The sequence below is a fragment of the Pseudarthrobacter sulfonivorans genome (genome assembly GCF_014712225.1).
GTDB lineage: Bacteria > Actinomycetota > Actinomycetes > Actinomycetales > Micrococcaceae > Arthrobacter > Arthrobacter sulfonivorans.
This window is the reverse complement of the sequence record NZ_JACXBW010000008.1, coordinates 131,019-150,446: the sequence shown is the minus strand read 5'-3', so window position 1 is coordinate 150,446 and position 19,428 is coordinate 131,019. Positions and strand designations below refer to the sequence as shown.

Sequence of the window (19,428 nt, the reverse complement as noted above, 5' to 3'; positions counted from 1 at the left end):
GGCCCGGAAAACCAGCAGCGCCGCCGTCGTGCTGTCCGGAATCCCGGACCTTTCGTTAACGCGAGACGGCACTTCGCGGCAGTGTTTACGCAAAACACTGCCGCGAAGTGCCATCTCGGCGGGGAGGATGGGCTCCTACTTCATGCCCAGTGCGGCCTCGATGGGTCCCACGGCAAAGAACAGCAGGAAAGCGGCGGCGACGGCCCACATCAGCGGGTGGATTTCCTTGACCCGGCCCTGGACAGTACGGATGATGACGAACGCAATGAACCCGGCACCCAGGCCGTTGGCGATTGAGTAGGTGAACGGCATCAGCGTGAAGGTCAGGAAGGCCGGAATGGCGATGCCCCAGTCCTGCCAGTCAATCTTGCCCACCTGCGAGACCATCATGAACCCGACCACCACCAGGGCGGGAGCCACGGCCTCGAACGGGACCAGGTTGATCAGGGGAGTGAAGAACATGGCCACCAGGAACAGCAGGCCGGTCACGATGGAGGCCACGCCGGTCCGGGCGCCCTCGCCGATTCCGGCGCCGGCTTCAACATAGATCTGGTTGGAGGAAACGGACGCGCCGCCGCCAATGATGGCGCCCAGTGCATCCACCTGGAGCACACGGTCCACGTCCGGGATGTTGCCGTCCTTGTCCACGGTGCCTGCCTCGTTGGCCAGGCCCACCATGGTGCCCATGGCGTCGAAGAAGATGCTGAGCAGGATCACGAAGGCCAGCAGCGTGGCGGCCACAACACCCAGGTGCTCAAACGCACCGAACGGGTTCGCCTTGCCGATCAGGGACAGGTCAGGGGCGGCCCAACCGGAGAATGACGGTGTAACCAAGGACCAGCCCTGGGGGTTGAAAGGCTTGTCCGGAGAGACGGTGGGGCCGATGTGCAGGGTCAGTTCCAGGATCACGGAGACGACGGTGGAAGTGATGATGCCGATGAGGATGGCGCCCTTGACCTTGCGGACCACCAGGGCAATGGTGAGGATCAGGCCGAAGACGAAGACAGCCGTGGGCCAGCCCAGCAGCTTGCCGTCGAAGCCCAGGCCCACCGGAACGGTTGTGCCGGCAACGTCCGGGATGCGGCGGACAAAGCCGGCGTTGACCAGCCCGATCAGGGCGATGAACATGCCGATGCCCACCACGATGGCGGTCTTCAGCCCGTCCGGAACGGCTTTGAAGACGGCGGTCCGGAAACCGGTGAGGACCAGGATCAGCATGGTCACGCCGGAGAGCACCACCAGGCCCATCATGTCCGGCCACGTCAGGCCCGGGTTGGTGGCAACCGTGACAGCCACGAACGCGTTGACGCCCAGGCCCGTGGCCAGTGCGAAGGGGTGCCTGCCCCAGGCGCCCATCAGGATGGTGAGGATGCCGGCAACAAAGGCCGTCACGGCGGCCACGGCAGCGAAGCCAAGGGTGTTGCCGCTGGAATCGGGGCCGGAGAGGATAAGGGGGTTCAGCACCACGATGTAGCTCATGGCGAAGAACGTGGCAAAGCCGCCGCGGATCTCGCGGGAAAGGTTGGACCCTCGCGCGGAAATCATGAAGTACCGGTCCAGGGCAGAGCCTTGCTTAAGCATTAGTCCTCCGGGGAAAGTGTTGTGGGGATACTTGAATCCTAAAGGGCGTCGGGCCTGGAACCGGGACAAGGTGGGCCCGGTCACAGCCTGAATCTACGCGCAGTCCTGCACCAACGGGCCGAGCCTAGAATGACTGTCAGGAACTTCACAACGCGCGTGCAAACGATGGAGACACGATGACCACTGCCACCACCACCGACGAGCAGCTCCCCGCGGCTCACGTGGCCGACAGCCATGACCTGATCAGCGTGCAGGGCGCCCGGGAGAACAACCTCAAGGACATCAGCATTGACATCCCGAAGCGGCGGCTCACGGTGTTCACCGGTGTGTCCGGCTCGGGCAAGAGTTCCCTCGTGTTTGCCACCATCGCGGCCGAGTCGCAGCGGATGATCAACGAGACCTACAGCGCTTTTGTGCAGGGGTTCATGCCCAACCTTGCCCGGCCCGATGTGGACCGCCTTGAGGGACTGACCACGGCGATCATCGTTGACCAGGAGCGCATGGGCGCGAATCCCCGCTCCACGGTCGGTACCGCCACGGACGCGAATGCCATGCTCCGGATCCTCTTCAGCCGGCTCGGATCGCCCTACGTCGGGCCCCCCACGGCGTTCTCCTTCAACGTCCCGACCCGGAAGGCCAGCGGTGTGATGAGCACCGAGAAGTCCGGTGGCCGCGTGGAGAAGGCCGTGGTGCAGAACGCCGTCTACCTCGGCGGCATGTGTGCGCGCTGCGAGGGGATGGGCTCGGTCTCCGACTTCGACCTCACGGCTTTGTACGACGACAGCAAGTCGCTCGGCGACGGTGCGCTGACCGTCCCCGGCTACAGCATGGACGGCTGGTACGGCCGGTTGTTCGAAGGCATGGGCCTGCCCATGGACAAGCCGATTGCCATGTTCACGAAGAAGCAGCTCGAGACGATGCTGTACGCCGAGCCCACCAAAATCAAGGTTGAGGGCGTCAACCTCACGTTCGAGGGCGTCATCCCCAAGATCCAGAAGTCCATGCTGTCCAAGGACGTCGAGGCGATGCAGCCGCACGTGCGGCGCTTCGTGGAGCGCGCCATCACTTTCCAGTCCTGTCCCGAATGCGAGGGAACGCGGCTCAGCACCGAGGCCAGGTCCTCGAGGATCCAGGGCAAAAACATCGCCGACCTCTGCAAGATGCAGATCACCGACCTCGCGGGCTGGGTCCGGGACCTGAAGGAGCCGTCGGTGGCACCGCTCCTCAAAGGCCTGCAGCACCTGCTCGACTCGTTCGCCGAGATCGGGCTGGGCTACCTTTCCCTGGACCGGCCGGCCGGCACGCTTTCCGGCGGCGAGGCCCAGCGCACCAAGATGATCCGGCACTTGGGTTCGTCCCTCACGGACGTCACCTATGTCTTCGACGAGCCCACCATCGGCCTGCACCCGCATGACATCGAGCGAATGAACCAGTTGTTGCTGCAGCTGCGCGACAAGGGCAACACCGTGCTGGTTGTTGAGCACAAGCCCGAGACCATCGCCATTGCAGATCACGTAGTTGACCTTGGTCCGGGCGCCGGCACCGCGGGCGGCAGTGTCTGCTTCGAGGGCAGCGTGGAAGGCCTGCGTGCGAGCGACACCATCACCGGCCGCCACCTGGATGACCGCGCCGCGGTCAGGCAGTCGCTGCGTAAACCCTCCGGTGCGCTCGAAGTGCGCGGGGCCTCCACCCACAACCTCCAAAATGTCGACGTCGACGTTCCGCTCGGCGTGCTCTGCGTCGTCACCGGCGTGGCGGGTTCGGGCAAGAGCTCGCTGATCCACGGCTCGGTGGCCGGCCGCGACGGCGTGGTGGTGATCGATCAGGGCGCCATCAAGGGTTCGCGCCGCAGCAACCCGGCAACGTACACGGGCCTGCTCGAGCCGATCCGCAAGGCGTTTGCCAAAGCCAACGGCGTGAAGCCGGCCCTGTTCAGTTCCAACTCCGAGGGCGCCTGCCCCACCTGCAACGGCGCGGGGGTCATCTTCACCGAACTGGGCGTGATGGCCACCGTCGAGTCCACCTGCGAGGACTGCGAGGGCCGCCGCTTCCAGGCCTCGGTCCTGGAATACAAGCTGGGCGGCCGCAACATCGCCGAGGTGCTGTCGATGTCCATGACGGAGGCCGAGGTGTTCTTCGGCGAAGGGGAGGCCCGGACCCCGGCCGCCCACAAGATCCTGGACCGGCTCGTTGACGTCGGCCTCGGGTACCTCACGCTCGGCCAGCCGCTCACCACCCTGTCCGGCGGTGAAAGGCAGCGCGTGAAGCTGGCCACCCAGATGGCGGAGAAGGGCGATGTCTACGTCCTGGATGAGCCGACCACCGGGCTGCACCTGGCCGACGTCGCGAACCTGCTGGGCCTCCTGGACCGCCTGGTCGAGTCGGGCAAGTCGGTGATCGTCATTGAGCACCACCAGGCCGTCATGGCGCACGCCGACTGGATCATCGACCTGGGTCCCGGCGCAGGGCACGACGGCGGCAACGTGGTTTTCGAGGGCACTCCGGCCGAGCTGGTGGCCGCGAGGTCCACCCTCACCGGCAAGCACCTCGCCCTCTACGTCGGCGGCCAGACAGACGGTTAGGCGGGACGGTTAGGCCGGCCGGCTGGCCGGCCGGGCTAGGCTTGAAGGAAGCCATCTTCCAAAGGGAGCAGTCCACCCATGCGATCCATCCGCCGCCAGTTGCTGAGCGCCTTGCTCGGGACCTTCGTTTTCGCCGCCGCGTTCCTGGGGTTCTCCGCCCCGGCTTCGGCGCACGACGCCGCCGAGTCCAGCAGCCCCGCGCAGGGCGCCACGCTGGAAGCACCGCCTGAGAAGGTCTCCGTCACGTTCAACAAAAACCCGCTGGGGATCGGCGCACAGTTTTCGGTGCAGGACTCCGCTGGCGCCGAGTGGGCTGACGGGGCGGTCGAGATTGTCGACAACGTGGCTTCACAGAAGCTGAAGGCCGGCGCTCCGGCGGGGGCTTACACCGTGGCCTGGCGGGTGGTCAGTTCGGATTCCCACCCCATTGAGGGAACGTTCGGTTTCACGGCGACCGCCGCCGCTGCGGGGGCATCGTCGTCGGCCGTTTCAACGGGCGGTGCGGGCGCGGGTCCGACGGCGTCTGCGGGCGTTCCCGGGATGGGCACCGCCCAGCCGGGAATTACAGCGGCGCCGGAACCGGCAGTTGACGCCTCAGAACCGTTTCCGTGGAGCCTGGTAATCTTCGCCGCCGTGGCCCTGGGGCTGCTCGTGACGATCGGCCTCCTGGCCAAGCGCCGGCTCACCGCCGGCAGCGACGACGAGGTCACCGAGGAACCGTAAACACCGGCAAGGCATGTCCTGGACATGAGGAGTCCGGGACGCCGAAAGTCCTAAACGGCGAAACTTCCCGCCAGGATGTCCGGGCCCGACTCCGGGTAAACCTTGGATGAGATGGCCTGGCCCACGGTTTTTGCCTGCCGCAGCACTTCCTTCGGCGAGGGCGTAATCAGGTCTCCCACGCCTACAAGGTAGATGCCAATGGTCCGCATGGCTGCCACCACGTTGCGGCCCACCGCGATGCCGAAGTCGCTCAGCATGCGGCGCAGCTGGCTGTGTGCACAGCGGGTCAGCACGATGTGGTCCGCCAACAGGATGCCGTTGGGGGTGTGGACCTCCCACTGGCTGGCCGGCGGCTCCGCAGCGGACGCGTCTGCCGCGCCAAGCGTGCCGGGCGCGCCGCCCACCATAGTCAGCTGCACGGCCCGCGTGGTGTTGCGGACATCCATGTGATGACTGGCGGCATAGTTGCGCAGGTGCCGGAGGATTTCGTTGCGTTCCCGGAGTGAGTCGGAGTCCGCTGCGTCGCAGCGCTGCAGTGAAGTGGTGTTGGCCGGTTGTCCGGCGCCGAGGATGTCCAGTCCGTCCACCACGATGGCGTCCACACCGCGCCGCCGCAGTTCTGCGCCGACGGCGAGCCCGGAAAGCCCTGTGCCGATGATCACCGTGGTGGTCCGCTCGGTCCCGCCACTCACAGGCATGGTTGACACTACAGTTCTCCTCCTTGAAGGCGTTCGGTTGATGCGGGCACCCTTACCCGCACGGTGCCGTAACCCCCCAAAGTCCGGCCGCAACAGCGGCCCGTGATGCATCCTTGCGGAGGGCATCAACGGACCGGCAGTGCTCGAAGACTACAGAAGTTTGGTGTCCGTGGATAGCTCATTTGGAAACATTCTCCTTAACGATGGATACGGTTGCCGAACCGGTTGCCATGGGCTGTGGATAACCGTCCGCAGGCGGCTCCGGCGCCCTTGCTAAGTGTCCGCGGACCGAGAATAGTGATAAACGGAAGCAGTGCGTTCCTGACCAGCGGCAATGTCCCGGCGGCCGGTGCCGGCGGAGCGCTCCGCTTCTGGCAGAATGGCCGGAACACCAGCCGGAATATGAGGCAGTACCGCGAGGAGGCGGCCCGATGGGCGCACATGAGATGCAACCGGACCCGGAACGGAACGATGCGGCCAACTCCGCCGCCCCCGGGGGAATCGTTGTTGGTGTAGACGGCTCCGACCACGGGCAGTGCGCCCTGGTATGGGCAGCCCGGGAAGCCGAACGCCGCCGTCGGCCCCTGCACATTGTCACCGCGTATTCAGTGCCCATTTTTGCTGCGTCCGGGCTGGACGGCGGCTACGCCACGGTGGACGATTCGGTGATCCGCGAGGGCGCGGAAGCCATCATCCAGCAGGCGATGGACAAGGTTGCCGGCTACAACATCGCCGTCGATGCCTCCGTGGAGAACGGCGACGCGTCGGGGGTGCTGCTGGAGATGTCGGAAACGGCGGAACTGCTGGTGTTCGGCACGCGCGGCCGCGGCGGATTTGTGGGCCGCCTGCTCGGCTCGGTGAGCAGCGCACTCCCCGCCCATGCCAAGTGCCCGACGGTCACCGTGCCCCTGGTCTGTTCGGACCGGCTGGGCGAAACCACCGACGACAAGCGCATCCGGGCCGAGCAGGCCAAGGAGGGCCACAAGCGGGTCGAGAACGTCGTGGTGGTGGGCGTGGACGGGTCCGAACAGGCCCGGGTGGCCGTGCTGGAAGCCGCGGACCAGGCTGAACGGCTCGGGGCAACCCTGCGCATCATCTGTGCAGTGCCGCAGTTCAGCGGATCCCTGGCCTGGGTGCCCGCCCCGATTGACCGGCAGGCCATGTTTGACGACATTCGTGAACAGCTCGAAGCAGGAAAAGCCTGGCTGAAGAGCCACTACCCGAACCTTCCGGTGGAGTCGGACGTGAAGGACGGCTCGGCCGTTGATGTCCTGGTGGATGCCAGCAGGCACGCTGAACTCGTGGTGGTGGGCACGCGCGGCCGGGGTGGTTTCACCGGCATGCTGCTGGGCTCCACCTCCGACGGGGTCCTGCACCACACCAAGGGACCCGTTATGGTGGTGCCGGACCACGATGACCCGCGGCTGGCGGACAGGGCGAAGTTCGGCCCGGTCCCCGGCGCAGCCTGACTGCCGGCCCTCGCAGAAGGACGCAGAAAAATGGCTGGCGGCGGCGGGACCCCCATCCTCGCGCTGGGGGCTCTCACGGCTGCGATGGTGCCCGTCGTCGGAGGCAAAGCCGCCAACCTGGGGGAGCTCTTGGCCGCCGGCCTGCCGGTGCCGGACGGTTTCTGCCTGACGACGGCAGCCTACCGCCAAGCCACCGCCGGTCACGCAGCGAGCTCGGTCGGCCAGCTCGCCGCCGTCCATCAAGCCCTTAAAACCACCAATGACGGCGACCTCCCCGCCTTGGCCGCGCTGGCCGGCCAGGCCCGGGATGTGATTCGGAAAACGCCCATCCCACCGGACATAGCGGCAGCCATCGAGGCGGCGTATGCGGCGCTCGGAAACGACGTGCCGGTGGCGGTGCGGTCCTCGGCCACTGCCGAAGATCTTCCGTCCGCGAGCTTCGCCGGGCAGCAGGACACGTACCTGAACGTGGTGGGTGCTGCGGCCGTGGTGGAGGCGGTTCGCGACTGCTGGGCTTCGCTGTGGACTGACCGGGCGGTCAGCTACCGGGCCACCCGGGGGATCGACCCCGCTGCAGTAGCCCTCGCCGTGGTGGTCCAGCGCATGGTGGATGCAACCGCCGCCGGCGTGCTGTTCACAGCGAATCCGGTGACCGGCCGCCGGCGTGAGGCGGTTATCGATGCGAGTCCCGGCCTGGGGGAGGCCGTGGTGTCCGGAGCCGTGAACCCGGACCATTTTGTGGTTGATCCGGTGTCGGGGCGCGTCTTGGAACGGCGCCTTGGGGACAAACGCATCGCGGTCCGGCCGCTCTCCGGCGGCGGTACCCGCACAGTTGCAGTCAGCAACGGCGGCGCTGCGGCATGCCTCACGGACCGGCAGGCAACAGAACTTGCCGCCCTCGGTCTTCGCGTGGAGCAGCACTTCGGTGCACCGCAGGACATCGAATGGGCCATCGACGGCGGCGGACGCCTGTGGCTGACGCAGTCGCGGCCCATCACCACACTGTTCCCGATTCCCCAACGGTCAGCGGACGGGGCTGCGACGGCCGGCGCCCGCGTGTACCTCTGCTTCAGCCTCGCCCAGGGCCTGACCCGCCCCATCACGCCGATGGGCCTGGCCGCCTTCCGGCTCATCGCCTCGTCCGTGGCCAGGGCCGCGCATTTTGACGTTCCCCGGCCCCACAACGGCCCGCCGCCTTATGCCGAAGCGGGCCAGCGCATCTACTTCGACCTGACTGCTGTTGTTCGCAGCACCACCGGCCGGCGAATCGTTCCCAGCGTGTTCGACGTGATGGAGGCGCGCTCGGCCACCGTGCTGCGGAAGGTCTTCGAGGACCCGCGGTTTTCCGTGACCCGGCGGACTCCGCTGGGGCTCCTGCGCCACGTGGTGCCCGTCGCGGCGCGCGCCCGGGTGCCGGAAACGCTGCTCCGGGCAGTCTTTCGGCCGACCGCCGCGCTCCGGCGGGCCAACCGGCAGGCGCGTGAGTTCAGTGACTCCCTTCAGGCGCCTGCCGGTGCCACTGCGCTGCAGCGGCTCGACCATGCCGAACACCTGCTGGATACCCGCCTCTTTTCGGTGGTGCCGTCCATCCTGCCCCTCCCGGCACTGGGCTTCGCCGCGCTGGGACTGGCGGGAAGACTGTTGGGCGGCGACCGGTGGGATGACCTGCAGATTGTCCTGCGCGGGCTTCCCAATAACGTGACCACCGAAATGGACCTGGAACTATGGCGCCTCGCCCAGGTTATTAGGAACGACGGCGGATCCCGCGCCGCCATGACCGACCGGAAACCCGCCGAGCTCGCCGAGGACTACAAGGCGGGCCAATTGCCCGCCGTGCTGCAGGCCGGACTGGCGCGGTTCATGGATCAGTACGGGCACCGCGCGGTGGCCGAGATCGACGTCGGGATGCCGCGCTGGTCCGACGATCCCACGCACATCATTGGCGTGCTGGCCAACTATCTGCGCCTCGACGCCAACGCTGTGCCGCCGGACGTCCAGTTCAGCAACGCGGCCGAGGAAGCGGAAGCCCGGATCCGGCGGCTGGTTGCGGAGGCGCGCGGCCGCGGGCGGCTGCGGGGTGCCGTGGTGAAATCAGCGCTGCGGCGGGCGCGATTGTTTGCCGGGCTGCGTGAACTGCCCAAGTTCCAGCTGGTGGTGGCGCTCGCCGAAGTGCGGAAACAACTGACACTGGTCGGAGAGGCGCTCACGGCAGCCGATGCCTTCGACACGCCGGACGACGTCTTTTTCCTGAACCTTGACGAGGCCAGGGCCGGGCTCCGCAAGGTCGCGGAAGGGGGGCCGGGCGGGCAACCGGGGACAGGCAGTGCTGACCTGCGTGGCCTGGTGGCAGGACGGCGCGAGGCGTATGCCCTTGAACTGGCGCGGCGGCACGTGCCACGGGTGCTGCTTTCGGACGGCACGGAACCGGAGGCGGTGCAGCCTGCAGGCAGTTCGGGTCAGCCGGCGGAGGCCGGAACGCTGACCGGCAGCCCGGCGTCCGCCGGAACGGTCACGGCAGCTGCCCGGGTCATCCTGGATCCGGTGGGTGCGCACCTGGAACCGGGGGAAATCCTGGTGGCGCCGTCCACGGACCCTGGCTGGACCCCGTTGTTCCTCACGGCGGGCGGCCTCGTGATGGAGATGGGCGGGCCTAACTCCCACGGCGCCGTTGTGGCACGTGAGTACGGCATCCCGGCGGTGGTGGGCGTCCCGGATGCTACCCTGCGGCTTGCCACAGGCCAGCAGATAACGGTCGACGGCGGCGCCGGAACCGTGGTGCCGTCGTAACTGCCGGTGCCCTCCCCCGGAGGGGTGTGTGCAGCCGTCCCCAGGCGTAACCTGAACATATGGGCTCCAACGATAAAGCGGGCCCGGCATGAACCGCGCATGGAAGCGCTGGGTGCCGGCCGCAGCTGTACCCGCCGTAATCGCCGCCGGTGTGCTGGCGGGATCCATTCCGGCGCGGGCGGGTGATCCGTTGCCCGGGAAGTCTCCGGCGGGAGTCCTCACGCTGTTGGGGCAACACAGCACCCGCACGTTCTCCGGCACCCTTGAGCAGGTCTCCGAGCTCGGCCTGCCGGACCTGCCGGCTGGCGCCCCCAGCTCAGGTCCCGTTTCAGCGGGCGGTCCGGCATCGATCATCGAGCTCCTGACCGGCGAGCACACTGCCCGCATTTTTATGGACGGGCCCGCCAAGATGCGCGTCCAGGTGATGGACCGGCTGGCTGAACGCGATGTCATCCGGCGCGACCACGACGTCTGGTTCTATAACTCCAAGGACAATTCCGCCGCCCATCTGACGCTGCCGGCCTTCGCCAGCGATCTGCCCCTTCAGGTGCCGGGAGATCCCGGCGCCCTGCCCGGCCGGAACGGGTCCGGCCAGAACGGGCCCGGCCGGGAAGGGCCCGTCCCGGACCAGTCGACACAGGCCTTCCCCACGCCGGATGACCTGGCCGCGAAGTTCCTCGCCAAGGTTGACAGCTCTACGGCGGTGACGGTGGGCCCCGACGTACAGGTGGCCGGCCGGGCCGCCTACAGCCTGGAACTGGCACCGCGCACCGAGGGGACGCTGCTGGCGAGAGTGGTCATTGCCGTCGACGGCCAGACCGGGATGCCGCTCAAGGTGACGGTGTCCGCCCGGGGCCAGGCGCAACCCGCCTTCGAAGCAGGCTTCACCAGCCTGTCCCTCGCGGCCCCGGACGATGCCATGTTCAACTTCGCCGCCCCGCCGGGAGCCACGCTCAAAGAGCTGCCCGTGCCTCCCGTGCCGTCAGTACCCTCCGTGCCCGACCTCCCCGGGAAGCCCGGAATGACCGCCCCGGACCAGGACCCGGACCGAGTCCCGGGTGACGCAGCTGAGCTGCGGCACCGTGACGGACCCACGCCCACCGTGACCGGCGAGGGCTGGGAAACGGTGGTGGGGTTCGCGGCGGCACCTGACGGTCAGGAGGCTCAGCTGGCCGAAACAGTACTGAAGGATCCGCTCCTGTCCCAGGCCGCCGTCGTCGTACCCGGCGGACGGCTCCTGTCCACGTCCCTGGTCAACGTCCTGCTGACCGATGACGGCAGGATCTTTGTGGGGATGGTTCCGGCGGACCGGCTCCAAGCCGCCGCCGGCACGGCGTGAGCGCGGCCGGCAGGATGGCTGCCGGGCTGACCATCGAAACGCAGGGCCTCACCAAACGGTTCGGCCGCCAGTTGGCGGTGGACAATGTGGACCTTGCCGTACCCCACGGCGCCGTATTCGGGTTCCTGGGACCCAACGGATCCGGCAAAACAACCACCATCCGCATGCTGCTGGGCCTCGCCGCGGCGTCGGCCGGAACCGTCAGCGTCCTTGGGCAGCCGATGCCCCAACGGCTGCAGGAAGTGCTGCCGCGCGTGGGTGCGTTGGTGGAAGGGCCGGCGTTTTATCCCTTTCTGTCCGGCACCGCCAACCTCCGCCGGTTCGACGCCGCAAGTCGGCAGGGAATGCCGGGCACCAGGAACGCGCGCGTGGCGGCGGCGCTCGAGCGGGTGGGGCTCTCGCACGCCGCCGGCAAGCGGGTGCACGCTTATTCGCTGGGCATGAAGCAGCGCCTGGGGATCGCCAACGCGCTGCTGTCCCCCCGCGAGTTGCTGGTACTCGATGAGCCCACGAACGGCCTGGACCCGCAGGGCACCCGTGAGGTGCGCAGCCTGGTCCGCTCGTTGGCCGCCGACGGCGCCACGGTCTTCGTCTCCAGCCACCTGCTGGCCGAGGTGGAACAGATCTGCACGCACGCGGCGATCATGAGCGCTGGCCGGCTGGTGGCCCAAGGGCCGCTTGAAGAGCTCCGCCGGGGCGGCGAGATGCGGATCCGCCTGTTAACGCCCGACGCCGGCACCGCCTGTGAGGTCCTGCTGCGGCTGGGCATGGCCCCGGAGCGCGGGGACGCCGGGGCTGGAATTAGTGCGGCGGGAATCAGCGCTGCCGGGCGTCACGGGGCGGTGGGCCATGAGGCGGGGACTCACCGGGCGGGGAGCGCCGGCCCGGACGGGGAAGTGGTCACCGCGGGGGCGGCTGTTGCGGCTCGGCCGGTGGATGAGGCCGCTGGGGCGGGTAACCCGCAACAGGTCCTGCCAAAGCCGGATTTGCCCCACCCGGAAGACATCGTTGCCGAATTGGTGGCCGCCAGGGTGCGGGTCCGCGGCTTTTCCGTTGAGCGCGAAAGCCTCGAGGAGCGTTTTGTCGCCTTGACGGGGGAGGGATTCGACGTTGCCCAGTGAAGTCCCGTCCAGTAATGCTGCCCGGGCCGGGGGCGGCAGACATGCCGGTAGTGCAATAGACGCCGGTAAGGCTCCCTCCCCGCGAAGTGTCCCGGACGCCGGCAGCAGTTCACCCGCAGACAGTGCTGCAGACGCCGCGGGAGCACCGGCCGCCAGAGACTTCCCGGCGGCCTCGTCCGGCCTGTCCCTGTTGTCCTCCGAACTGACCACCCTTTTCCGCCGTCGCCGGACCTGGGCCATGCTGGCTGCGTTGGCCGCAATACCGGTGCTGATCGCCGTCGCTGTCCGGCTCTCATCGACCGTTCCACCCGGGCGCGGGCCGGCATTCCTGGACCGGATCACGCAGAACGGGCTGTTCGTGGCGGTCACTGCGATGCTCGTAGCGGTGCCGCTGTTCCTGCCCCTCACTATCGGCGTGGTGGCGGGCGACACCATCGCGGGCGAGGCGAGCCTGGGCACCCTGCGGTACCTGCTGGTGGCTCCCGCCGGCCGCGTCCGGCTACTGCTGGTGAAGTACGCAGGCGCGCTGGCTTTTTGCCTTGCTGCTCCCATCACGGTGGCCCTGGCCGGAGCAGCGATCGGAGCGTCATTGTTCCCGATAGGGCCGGTCACCCTGCTGTCCGGCGACGTGGTCCAGCCGCCGGAGGCAGCGCTGCGGCTTGTCCTGATCGCGGCGTACCTGGCAGTGTCCCTTGCCGGGTTGTCGGCGATCGGGCTGTTCCTGTCCACCCTGACGGTGGTTCCCGTGGGGGCGATGGCGGCAACTGTGGTGGTCTCCGTGGCGTCCCAGATCGCGGACCAGCTGCCACAGCTGGAGTGGCTGCACCCCTGGCTGTTCACGCATTACTGGTTTGGTTTCGCGGATGTCCTGCGCCAGCCGGTGCTGTGGGATTCCTTCGCGAGCAATGCCGTGCTGCAGGCAGGGTACGTGGCTGTGTTCGGGGCGCTCGCTTATGCCCGGTTCGTCACCAAGGACGTACTTTCCTGAGATTTGCTGGTGACTGGACGCCGTAAACCGGTCCCGTCAGTAGCGGGCGGCGTAGGGGTGGAGCTGCATCCCGGCCATCCGGCTTAGCTGGGTGACCCCGATTCCCTCAGCCGGGTTCAGCGCCTGCACCACCTGGCCGTTGCCGAGGTAGATGGCGACGTGGTAGAAACCCGGTGCCGAACCCCACACCAGCAGGTCGCCGCGCCGGGCCTCGGAAATGGGCACATGCACCGGGGCTGCCGCGAACTGCTGGGCGGCGGTGCGGGGCAGGTATTTGCCGGCTGCGGCGAACGCAGTCTGGACCAGGCCGGAGCAGTCAAAACCATTCGGGCCGGTGCCGCCGTACTGGTAGAAATAGGGCGACCCTGCCTTTGACAGCGCCACTGAGATGGCAGTCTCGGCCGAGCCGCCGGGTGATGGTGCGGGAGCCGGCGCGGGCGCGGGCGCAGGAGCCGGCGCGGGTGCAGGAGCAGGAGCAGGTGCCGGCGCGGGTGCCGGTGCGGGCGCGGGTGCAGGATTAGGCCCGGGCGCGGGTGCCGGCACAGGTGCGGGGGCGGGTGCGGGATTCGGCGCGGGGGCTGCGGGCATTTGGGGAACAGTTCCGCCCAGTGCGGGCACGCCCGTCGTGGCGGGATCATCGACCGACTGGCCCGGTGCGGCCTGTGCCGCAGCCGCGGTGATGGCCGCGAGCCTGGCCTCCTCGCGTTGCCGGTCGAGTTCGTCCACCCGGGCGGACTCCAGCGCGACGGTGGTGTTCCTCAGCTGTGCCAGCTGGTCCACCAGAACGCTCCGCTGTGCCCTCGCTTCGGCCACTGCCCGGACCTGGACTGCGTTTGCCCCATCGGCTTCGGCCTTGCGGGCTTCGGCCGTTTTGGCGGCCTCGTCGGCAGCCCGGCCTGCGTCCTGGGCGGCGGCAGTGAGCGATTGCGCCGCGGCAGCCGCTGTTTCGGCGGATTCGAAGGCCCGGCTGCGGCTGGCTGAGATGGCCTGTAACGTGGCGGCCTGCTGGAGTGCTTCGCCGTTGCCGCTGACGAACGTGGTGAGCGTAGGGTTCAGGCCGCCGTTGCGGTAGAGGTCGCCGGCCAGCTGGCCCACCTGTTTGCGGGTCCTGTCCTGCGCCTGCACGGCCACCTCAGCCCGGGCGGTGGCCACGTCCGCCGCGCTCCGGCGGTCCTGCAGCTCCACCAGCGCCTCGCTGTAAGCGTTGTTTGCCTGCATCGTGAGGGCAAAGGTGACCTGCTGGGCGCCGGCGGCGTCCGCCAGGAGGCGCTCGATGGCGGTGACCTGGTCCGCCGTCGCGCTTTCATTGGACTTCGCTGCGGCGATGTCCTCGGCGGACGGAATGTCCGGTGACGCCGGACGCTGAATGGCGGACGCCAGGGATGCGGGCGATGCCTGGGCGGGGAGGGTGAGTGTTCCGGAAAGCACGACGGCTGTACACAGACTACGGCCTTCAGGCCGGACCCGGACAAACCCATTCGCAGAACCTCGCAGGATAGTAAGGCTGGGGGAGCGAGGTGTGGTGGCGGCACAAAAGGCCCCCTCTGCTGATCGCCCAGCAGTCAGAGGCTACGTGACATGCTGCACTTTGGCAACAAGAGTCACATCAATAACATAAACAACAACAGTGTGATTCCGTCACATCTGTATCCGGTGTGTCGCGGATCGGCTCCGGGAAGGCTGCTGGGCGTGACTGCAAAGGATGTCAGCCCCAGCGCTTCCGGCCGTCTGCCCGCCCGCCTCAGGCGTGCTGGTGTGACTCGTGCTCTGAATGGCTCGCGGGCTCAAGCTGGAACGTGCAGTGCTCGGTGTCGAAGTGGGAGCCGAGGCAGGCGGTGAGCTTGTCCAGGACCTGGTCGGCGCCCCGGGCGTTCAGGACGCCGTCCTCCACCACCACATGCGCGGAAAACACCGGCACGCCGGAGGTGATGGTCCAGATGTGGATGTCATGGACGTCCACCACACCGTCGACGCTGAGGATGTGTTCGCGGATCATCTGCACCTCCACCCCTTTGGGGGTGGCCTCCAGGAGCACGTCCACCACATCGCGGAGCAGGCTCCAGGCCCGCGGCAGGATCATCAGGGCAATGAGGACTGACGCGATGGTGTCCGCCGCCTGGTAGCCGGTGAACATGATGATCAGGGCCGCGACAACGACGGCGACGGAACCCAGCAGGTCACCGAGCACTTCAAGATAGGCGCCGCGCACATTCAGGCTGTCCTGGTGCGCGCCGTGCAGGATCAGCAGCGATACCAGGTTGGCAACCCCGCCCAGGATCGCAGCGAAGAGCATGATGTCGGTGTGGACTTCGGGCGCCGACCCGATCCGCCGGATGGCCTCGGTAAAGATGACCACGGAGATGACGACCAGAATCAGCGCGTTGGCAAGGGCGGCAAGGACCTCGGCCCGCTGGTACCCGTAGGTCCGCTGGTCGCTGGCCGGCCTCCCCGCGATCCAGGCCGCCAGGAGTGCGATGGTCACGCCCGCCGCGTCGGAGAGCATGTGGCCGGCGTCGGCCAGCAGGGCCAGCGATCCGGACAGGGCCGCGCCCACCACCTGGACCAGGACAACCGTCAGCGTGATGGCCAGGACGGTGATAAGCCGTTTGCGGTGCCTGCCTGTTGCCGTGATCCCGTGTGTGTGGCTGTGGTCGTGTCCCATGCCTACAAGGCTAGTCCCAGCCAAGCTCGTGCAGCCGGTGGTCATCGATGCCGAAATGATGGGCGATCTCGTGCACCACCGTCACCGCCACCTCCTGGATGACCTCGTCGCGGGACGCGCAGATGTCCAGGATGGGCTGGCGGAAGATCGTGATGCGGTCCGGCAGCGAACCGGCGTCCCACCAGGAATCCCGCTCGGTCAGCGGCACGCCCTCGTAGAGGCCCAGCAGGACAGTACCCGGGTCTTCGCCAGGGCCGGGGACATAGTCGTCTTCGACGAAGACAGCGACGTTGTCCATGGCGGCCGCGAGCTTGGGCGGGATCAGGCCCAGGGCGTCAGTGACAGCGGCTTCGAAGTCGTCGGCGGACATCTCGAAGGGAAGCGGCTCATGCGGACCCTCCGGGATGATGGGCAGTCCGGGCGGCAAATTGGCGGGCATGTCCACGACTGTAGCGCGGAATTCCGGGCTGCCCGGCCCGCACTCAAGGACGGACGACAGCACGGGACCGTCGGCGGGTCAGGCCAACCCCCACCAGGCAGACCACCCCGCCCACGAGGCCCCAGGCGGAGGGTATTTCGCTCAGGAGCAGCCACGAGATGAGGATGGTGGTGCCGGGCACCAGGTACGTGGTGGCTGCCAGCTTCCCGGCCTCAATGAGGGACAGCGCGTAGGCCCACGTGGTGAACGCGATCGCAGTGGGGAAGACGCCGAGGTACACCAGTCCGAGCGTTGCGGACAACGGCGCGGCCTGCAGTTCGGACGCCAGTTGCCCGGTAAAGGGCAGGCAGCAGACGGCGCCCACCATGATCCCGAACCAGGTGGCCTGGGCCGCCGGGATCTTCCGCAGCACCGGCTTCTGGATGATGACACTGACAGCGGCGAGCACCGCGGCAAGGAGGCAGAGCAGCACGCCCCCAACATCCGCCGTCGACCGTTCACCGGACCCCGCGCCCGACCCCGCGCCGGATCCGAGCGCGATCAGCGCCACCCCGCCGAATGCCACCAGGCTGCCGATGAGCAGCCAGCGGGGGAATCCTTCCTTCAGGACGAAACCCGCCATGACGGCCACGAGGATGGGATTGACGTTGATCAGCAGGGCCGCCGTGCCGGCGTCCAGGAGGTGCTCCGCCGCGTTCAGCGCCACGTTGTAGCCGCCGAACCACATCACGCCGTATCCGAAAATGGGCCACCATTCACGGCCTCGCGGCAGTACCTTGCTCTTCGTCAGTTGCGGCAGTACCAGCGCACCGAGTACGACGGCGGCAACCGCCAACCTGCCCAAAGTCAGGGAGCCGGGGGAAAAATTTGGCCCGATCGCGCGGATGCCCACGAAGGCGGACGCCCACAGCACCACCGTGACCAGGACCGCTGCGATGCCCCGCGCGCTGACGCCGCCTTGCCGGGGCCGAAGTGCTGCCCATGGTGTGGAGCCGGTGGGGGAGGTTGAAGCCATGCTGCCAATGTAACCCTGCGCCTACGCTCGCGGCTGGCGGAAATCAGTCACGTCTCGTCGAGTTCCTGCCACGGGCCCCCGGCCCGAAAATGGGCCGGTGATACCGCGGTCTCGGTTAGGATGCGGTTTATGGTCACAGCCTCAACTTCCCGCGGGTCCGCGCCGGACCCGGCAAAACGGATCCGCCTGGTCATCTGGATCCTGCTCGGCGTCATCGTGGTCGCAGGCGGTGCCTGGTACGCGATGCTGACGTTGAACAAGCCCGCACCGGCCCCGGCGCCTCCCGCGGGCGCGGGCCCTGCCGGCACCGAACAACTGGTGCGGACGGACAGCCACCGGCTCACCACCCCCGCGGTTGAAAGGGCACAGCTGGTGGAGTTCCTGGACTTCGAATGCGAAGCATGCCGCTCCATTCATCCCTTCGTGGAGGAACTGAAACAGGAATTTGGCGACAGGATCACCTTCGTCAACCGCTACTTCCCGCTGTCCTCGCACCCGAACTCCGGCACGGCCGCGCTGGCCGTGGAGGGTGCCGCGCAGCAGGGCAAGTTTGAGGCGATGTCCGCGAAGATGTTTGAAACCCAGGACCAGTGGCATGGAAAACGCGAATCGCAGGGACCGCTGTTCCGGACCTTCGCCGAGGAACTGGGCCTCGACCTGGCGGCGTTCGATGCCACGGTGGCAGCTGACGCCACGAAGGAACGCATCCGCGCTGACATGGCGGACGGCACGGCCTTGGGCGTGACCAGCACCCCGACGTTCTTCCTCAATGGGGAAAAGCTGACCCTGACCACGAAACAGGATTTTCGGCAGAAGCTGGCCGCCGCGGTTAAGTAGCCCGCTTGCGTCAGCCCTTCGCTGCCCATGCCAGAAGCCGCTCCAGGGGCCACGTGGTGACAATCCGCTCAGCAGGAACATCGTTCAGGGCCGCGCGGGCCGCCCCGTATTGGAGGAAGTCCAGCTGCCCGGGAGCGTGGGCGTCGCTGTCGATGGAGAACAGGCAGCCGGCGTCGAGGGCCAGCTGGATCAGGTTGTCCGGCGGGTCCTGCCGCTCAGGCCGCGAGTTGATCTCCACGGCCACGTTGTTTTCGGCGCAGGCAGCGAACACCTCCTTGGCATCAAACTCGGACGGGGGCCGGGTGCCCCGCGATCCTTCCACGAGACGTCCGGTGCAGTGGCCCAAAACATTGGTGTGCGGATCACGGATGCCGGCGAGCATCCGTTCCGTCATGGTGATCCGGTCAGCACGGAGTTTCGAGTGGACGCTGGCCACCACAACGTCCAGCCGGTCCAGCATCTCCGGCGACTGGTCCAGCTCGCCGGATTCCAGGATGTCCACCTCGATGCCGGCCAGTAGCCGGAACCCGTTCGTATTGCCGGCGTTGACCTCCGCCACCACGTCGAGCTGCCCGGTGAGGCGCTCCGCGCTGAGCCCGTTGGCAATGGTCAGGTTGGGGGAATGGTCAGTGAGGGCCAGGTATTCGCGGCCCAGCAGCTTCGCGGCCGCAGCCATCAGCGGGATGGGGGATCCGCCGTCGGACCAGTCGCTGTGGCTGTGGAGATCACCGCGCAGTGAGGCGTGGAGTTCAGCCCCGCCGTCGGCGAGCGGCGCCAAGCCGCGCTGGCGTAAGTCCTCCAGGTAATCGGGGACCGCGCCGTCCACGGCCTGGCGGACCACCTGGTATGTCCTGTCCCCGATACCCTTCATGCTCTTGAGCCTGCCGTCCCGGGCCCGGGCTGCCATTTCGGCCGGATCCAGTGCGGCGATGACTCCGGCCGCCTTCCGGAAAGCTTGCACCTTGAAGGTGGCAGCGCGTTCGCGTTCCAGCCAAAAGGCGATCTCATTGAGCGCAGCGACGGCATCCATCTGTCCATCTTCGCCTGTTCCTGCCGCTTCGTTGAGGCCTTCGCGGCCCGATTTTGGAATATTCCGTACAAGGCCCTATAGTTTTAGAGTCCAGTTCGGGGAAACAGCAAACGACAAAGACTGAGGGCTTCGGCTCAAAGCCTTTTCTTTTGTTCCG

The 19,428-nt window shown here is 67.6% G+C and carries 15 protein-coding genes; 8 read left to right on the top strand and 7 right to left on the bottom strand.

Annotated elements, in window-relative coordinates; translation table 11 throughout:
* Window positions 1-135: 135 nt before the first annotated feature.
* Window positions 136-1,581: an NCS2 family permease gene (locus IAQ70_RS12080; protein ID WP_190989550.1), complete on the bottom strand. Its 1,446-nt coding sequence runs from the start codon at window positions 1,579-1,581 to the stop codon at window positions 136-138.
* Between the two features lie 176 nt (window positions 1,582-1,757).
* Here IAQ70_RS12080 and IAQ70_RS12075 point away from each other — a divergent pair, with 176 nt between their 5' ends.
* On the top strand, window positions 1,758-4,163 hold the full coding sequence (locus IAQ70_RS12075) for an ATP-binding cassette domain-containing protein (protein WP_190989549.1): 2,406 nt from the start codon (window positions 1,758-1,760) through the stop codon (window positions 4,161-4,163).
* A 78-nt stretch (window positions 4,164-4,241) separates the two neighbouring features.
* Window positions 4,242-4,886 (top strand): copper resistance CopC family protein, encoded by a 645-nt coding sequence (locus tag IAQ70_RS12070; RefSeq protein WP_190989548.1) that lies wholly within the window; start codon window positions 4,242-4,244, stop codon window positions 4,884-4,886.
* A 50-nt stretch (window positions 4,887-4,936) separates the two neighbouring features.
* Here the strand turns inward: IAQ70_RS12070 and IAQ70_RS12065 are convergent, their stop codons facing one another.
* The gene (locus IAQ70_RS12065; protein ID WP_190989653.1) at window positions 4,937-5,584 is read right to left on the bottom strand and encodes an FAD-dependent oxidoreductase; all 648 of its coding nucleotides are present in this window, start codon (window positions 5,582-5,584) and stop codon (window positions 4,937-4,939) included.
* A 431-nt stretch (window positions 5,585-6,015) separates the two neighbouring features.
* Here IAQ70_RS12065 and IAQ70_RS12060 point away from each other — a divergent pair, with 431 nt between their 5' ends.
* The 5 genes from IAQ70_RS12060 to IAQ70_RS12040 all read left to right on the top strand — a co-directional run bounded on the left by IAQ70_RS12060 (window position 6,016) and on the right by IAQ70_RS12040 (window position 13,288).
* Window positions 6,016-7,053: a universal stress protein gene (locus IAQ70_RS12060; RefSeq protein ID WP_190989547.1), complete on the top strand. Its 1,038-nt coding sequence runs from the start codon at window positions 6,016-6,018 to the stop codon at window positions 7,051-7,053.
* 30 nt (window positions 7,054-7,083) lie between these two features.
* Window positions 7,084-9,840 carry a PEP/pyruvate-binding domain-containing protein gene (locus tag IAQ70_RS12055; protein ID WP_190989546.1) on the top strand — a complete coding sequence of 919 codons (2,757 nt, stop codon included), beginning with the start codon at window positions 7,084-7,086 and terminating at the stop codon, window positions 9,838-9,840.
* Window positions 9,841-9,928: 88 nt separating this feature from the next.
* Window positions 9,929-11,179, top strand: coding sequence for a LolA-like protein (locus IAQ70_RS12050; RefSeq protein ID WP_190989545.1), 1,251 nt, complete (start codon window positions 9,929-9,931; stop codon window positions 11,177-11,179).
* A gap of 14 nt (window positions 11,180-11,193) precedes the next feature.
* Window positions 11,194-12,300 (top strand): ABC transporter ATP-binding protein, encoded by a 1,107-nt coding sequence (locus IAQ70_RS12045; RefSeq protein WP_190989652.1) that lies wholly within the window; start codon window positions 11,194-11,196, stop codon window positions 12,298-12,300.
* Window positions 12,301-12,481: 181 nt separating this feature from the next.
* Window positions 12,482-13,288 carry an ABC transporter permease gene (locus tag IAQ70_RS12040; RefSeq protein WP_190989651.1) on the top strand — a complete coding sequence of 269 codons (807 nt, stop codon included), beginning with the start codon at window positions 12,482-12,484 and terminating at the stop codon, window positions 13,286-13,288.
* Window positions 13,289-13,324: 36 nt separating this feature from the next.
* On the opposite strand, the gene IAQ70_RS12035 is transcribed toward IAQ70_RS12040, so the two are convergent.
* The 4 genes from IAQ70_RS12035 to IAQ70_RS12020 all read right to left on the bottom strand — a co-directional run bounded on the left by IAQ70_RS12035 (window position 13,325) and on the right by IAQ70_RS12020 (window position 17,404).
* Window positions 13,325-14,716 (bottom strand): C40 family peptidase, encoded by a 1,392-nt coding sequence (locus IAQ70_RS12035; RefSeq protein ID WP_317983646.1) that lies wholly within the window; start codon window positions 14,714-14,716, stop codon window positions 13,325-13,327.
* A 313-nt stretch (window positions 14,717-15,029) separates the two neighbouring features.
* Entirely contained in the window at window positions 15,030-15,950 is a 921-nt protein-coding gene (locus tag IAQ70_RS12030; protein WP_190989544.1) for a cation diffusion facilitator family transporter, read from the bottom strand.
* Between the two features lie 10 nt (window positions 15,951-15,960).
* A complete protein-coding gene (locus tag IAQ70_RS12025; RefSeq protein ID WP_190989543.1) occupies window positions 15,961-16,389 on the bottom strand; it encodes a metallopeptidase family protein in 429 nt (142 codons plus the stop codon).
* 43 nt (window positions 16,390-16,432) lie between these two features.
* Window positions 16,433-17,404, bottom strand: coding sequence for a DMT family transporter (locus tag IAQ70_RS12020; RefSeq protein WP_190989542.1), 972 nt, complete (start codon window positions 17,402-17,404; stop codon window positions 16,433-16,435).
* 129 nt (window positions 17,405-17,533) lie between these two features.
* On the opposite strand from IAQ70_RS12020, the gene IAQ70_RS12015 reads away from it, so the two are divergent.
* Window positions 17,534-18,241, top strand: a complete 708-nt coding sequence (locus tag IAQ70_RS12015) for a DsbA family protein (RefSeq protein WP_190989541.1) — start codon at window positions 17,534-17,536, stop codon at window positions 18,239-18,241.
* 10 nt (window positions 18,242-18,251) lie between these two features.
* Here IAQ70_RS12015 and IAQ70_RS12010 read toward each other — a convergent pair whose 3' ends face one another.
* Window positions 18,252-19,271 (bottom strand): PHP domain-containing protein, encoded by a 1,020-nt coding sequence (locus tag IAQ70_RS12010; RefSeq protein WP_190989540.1) that lies wholly within the window; start codon window positions 19,269-19,271, stop codon window positions 18,252-18,254.
* Window positions 19,272-19,428 lie beyond the last annotated feature (157 nt).

Bases quoted from the DNA above. Each gene is read 5' to 3' on its own strand.
- IAQ70_RS12080 (WP_190989550.1), bottom strand. From the start codon at position 1,581: ATGCTTAAGCAAGGCTCTGCCCTGGACCGGTACTTCATGATTTCCGCG.
- IAQ70_RS12075 (WP_190989549.1), top strand. From the start codon at position 1,758: ATGACCACTGCCACCACCACCGACGAGCAGCTCCCCGCGGCTCACGTG.
- IAQ70_RS12070 (WP_190989548.1), top strand. From the start codon at position 4,242: ATGCGATCCATCCGCCGCCAGTTGCTGAGCGCCTTGCTCGGGACCTTC.
- IAQ70_RS12065 (WP_190989653.1), bottom strand. From the start codon at position 5,584: ATGCCTGTGAGTGGCGGGACCGAGCGGACCACCACGGTGATCATCGGC.
- IAQ70_RS12060 (WP_190989547.1), top strand. From the start codon at position 6,016: ATGGGCGCACATGAGATGCAACCGGACCCGGAACGGAACGATGCGGCC.
- IAQ70_RS12055 (WP_190989546.1), top strand. From the start codon at position 7,084: ATGGCTGGCGGCGGCGGGACCCCCATCCTCGCGCTGGGGGCTCTCACG.
- IAQ70_RS12050 (WP_190989545.1), top strand. From the start codon at position 9,929: ATGAACCGCGCATGGAAGCGCTGGGTGCCGGCCGCAGCTGTACCCGCC.
- IAQ70_RS12045 (WP_190989652.1), top strand. From the start codon at position 11,194: ATGGCTGCCGGGCTGACCATCGAAACGCAGGGCCTCACCAAACGGTTC.
- IAQ70_RS12030 (WP_190989544.1), bottom strand. From the start codon at position 15,950: ATGGGACACGACCACAGCCACACACACGGGATCACGGCAACAGGCAGG.
- IAQ70_RS12025 (WP_190989543.1), bottom strand. From the start codon at position 16,389: ATGCCCGCCAATTTGCCGCCCGGACTGCCCATCATCCCGGAGGGTCCG.
- IAQ70_RS12020 (WP_190989542.1), bottom strand. From the start codon at position 17,404: ATGGCTTCAACCTCCCCCACCGGCTCCACACCATGGGCAGCACTTCGG.
- IAQ70_RS12015 (WP_190989541.1), top strand. From the start codon at position 17,534: ATGGTCACAGCCTCAACTTCCCGCGGGTCCGCGCCGGACCCGGCAAAA.
- IAQ70_RS12010 (WP_190989540.1), bottom strand. From the start codon at position 19,271: ATGGATGCCGTCGCTGCGCTCAATGAGATCGCCTTTTGGCTGGAACGC.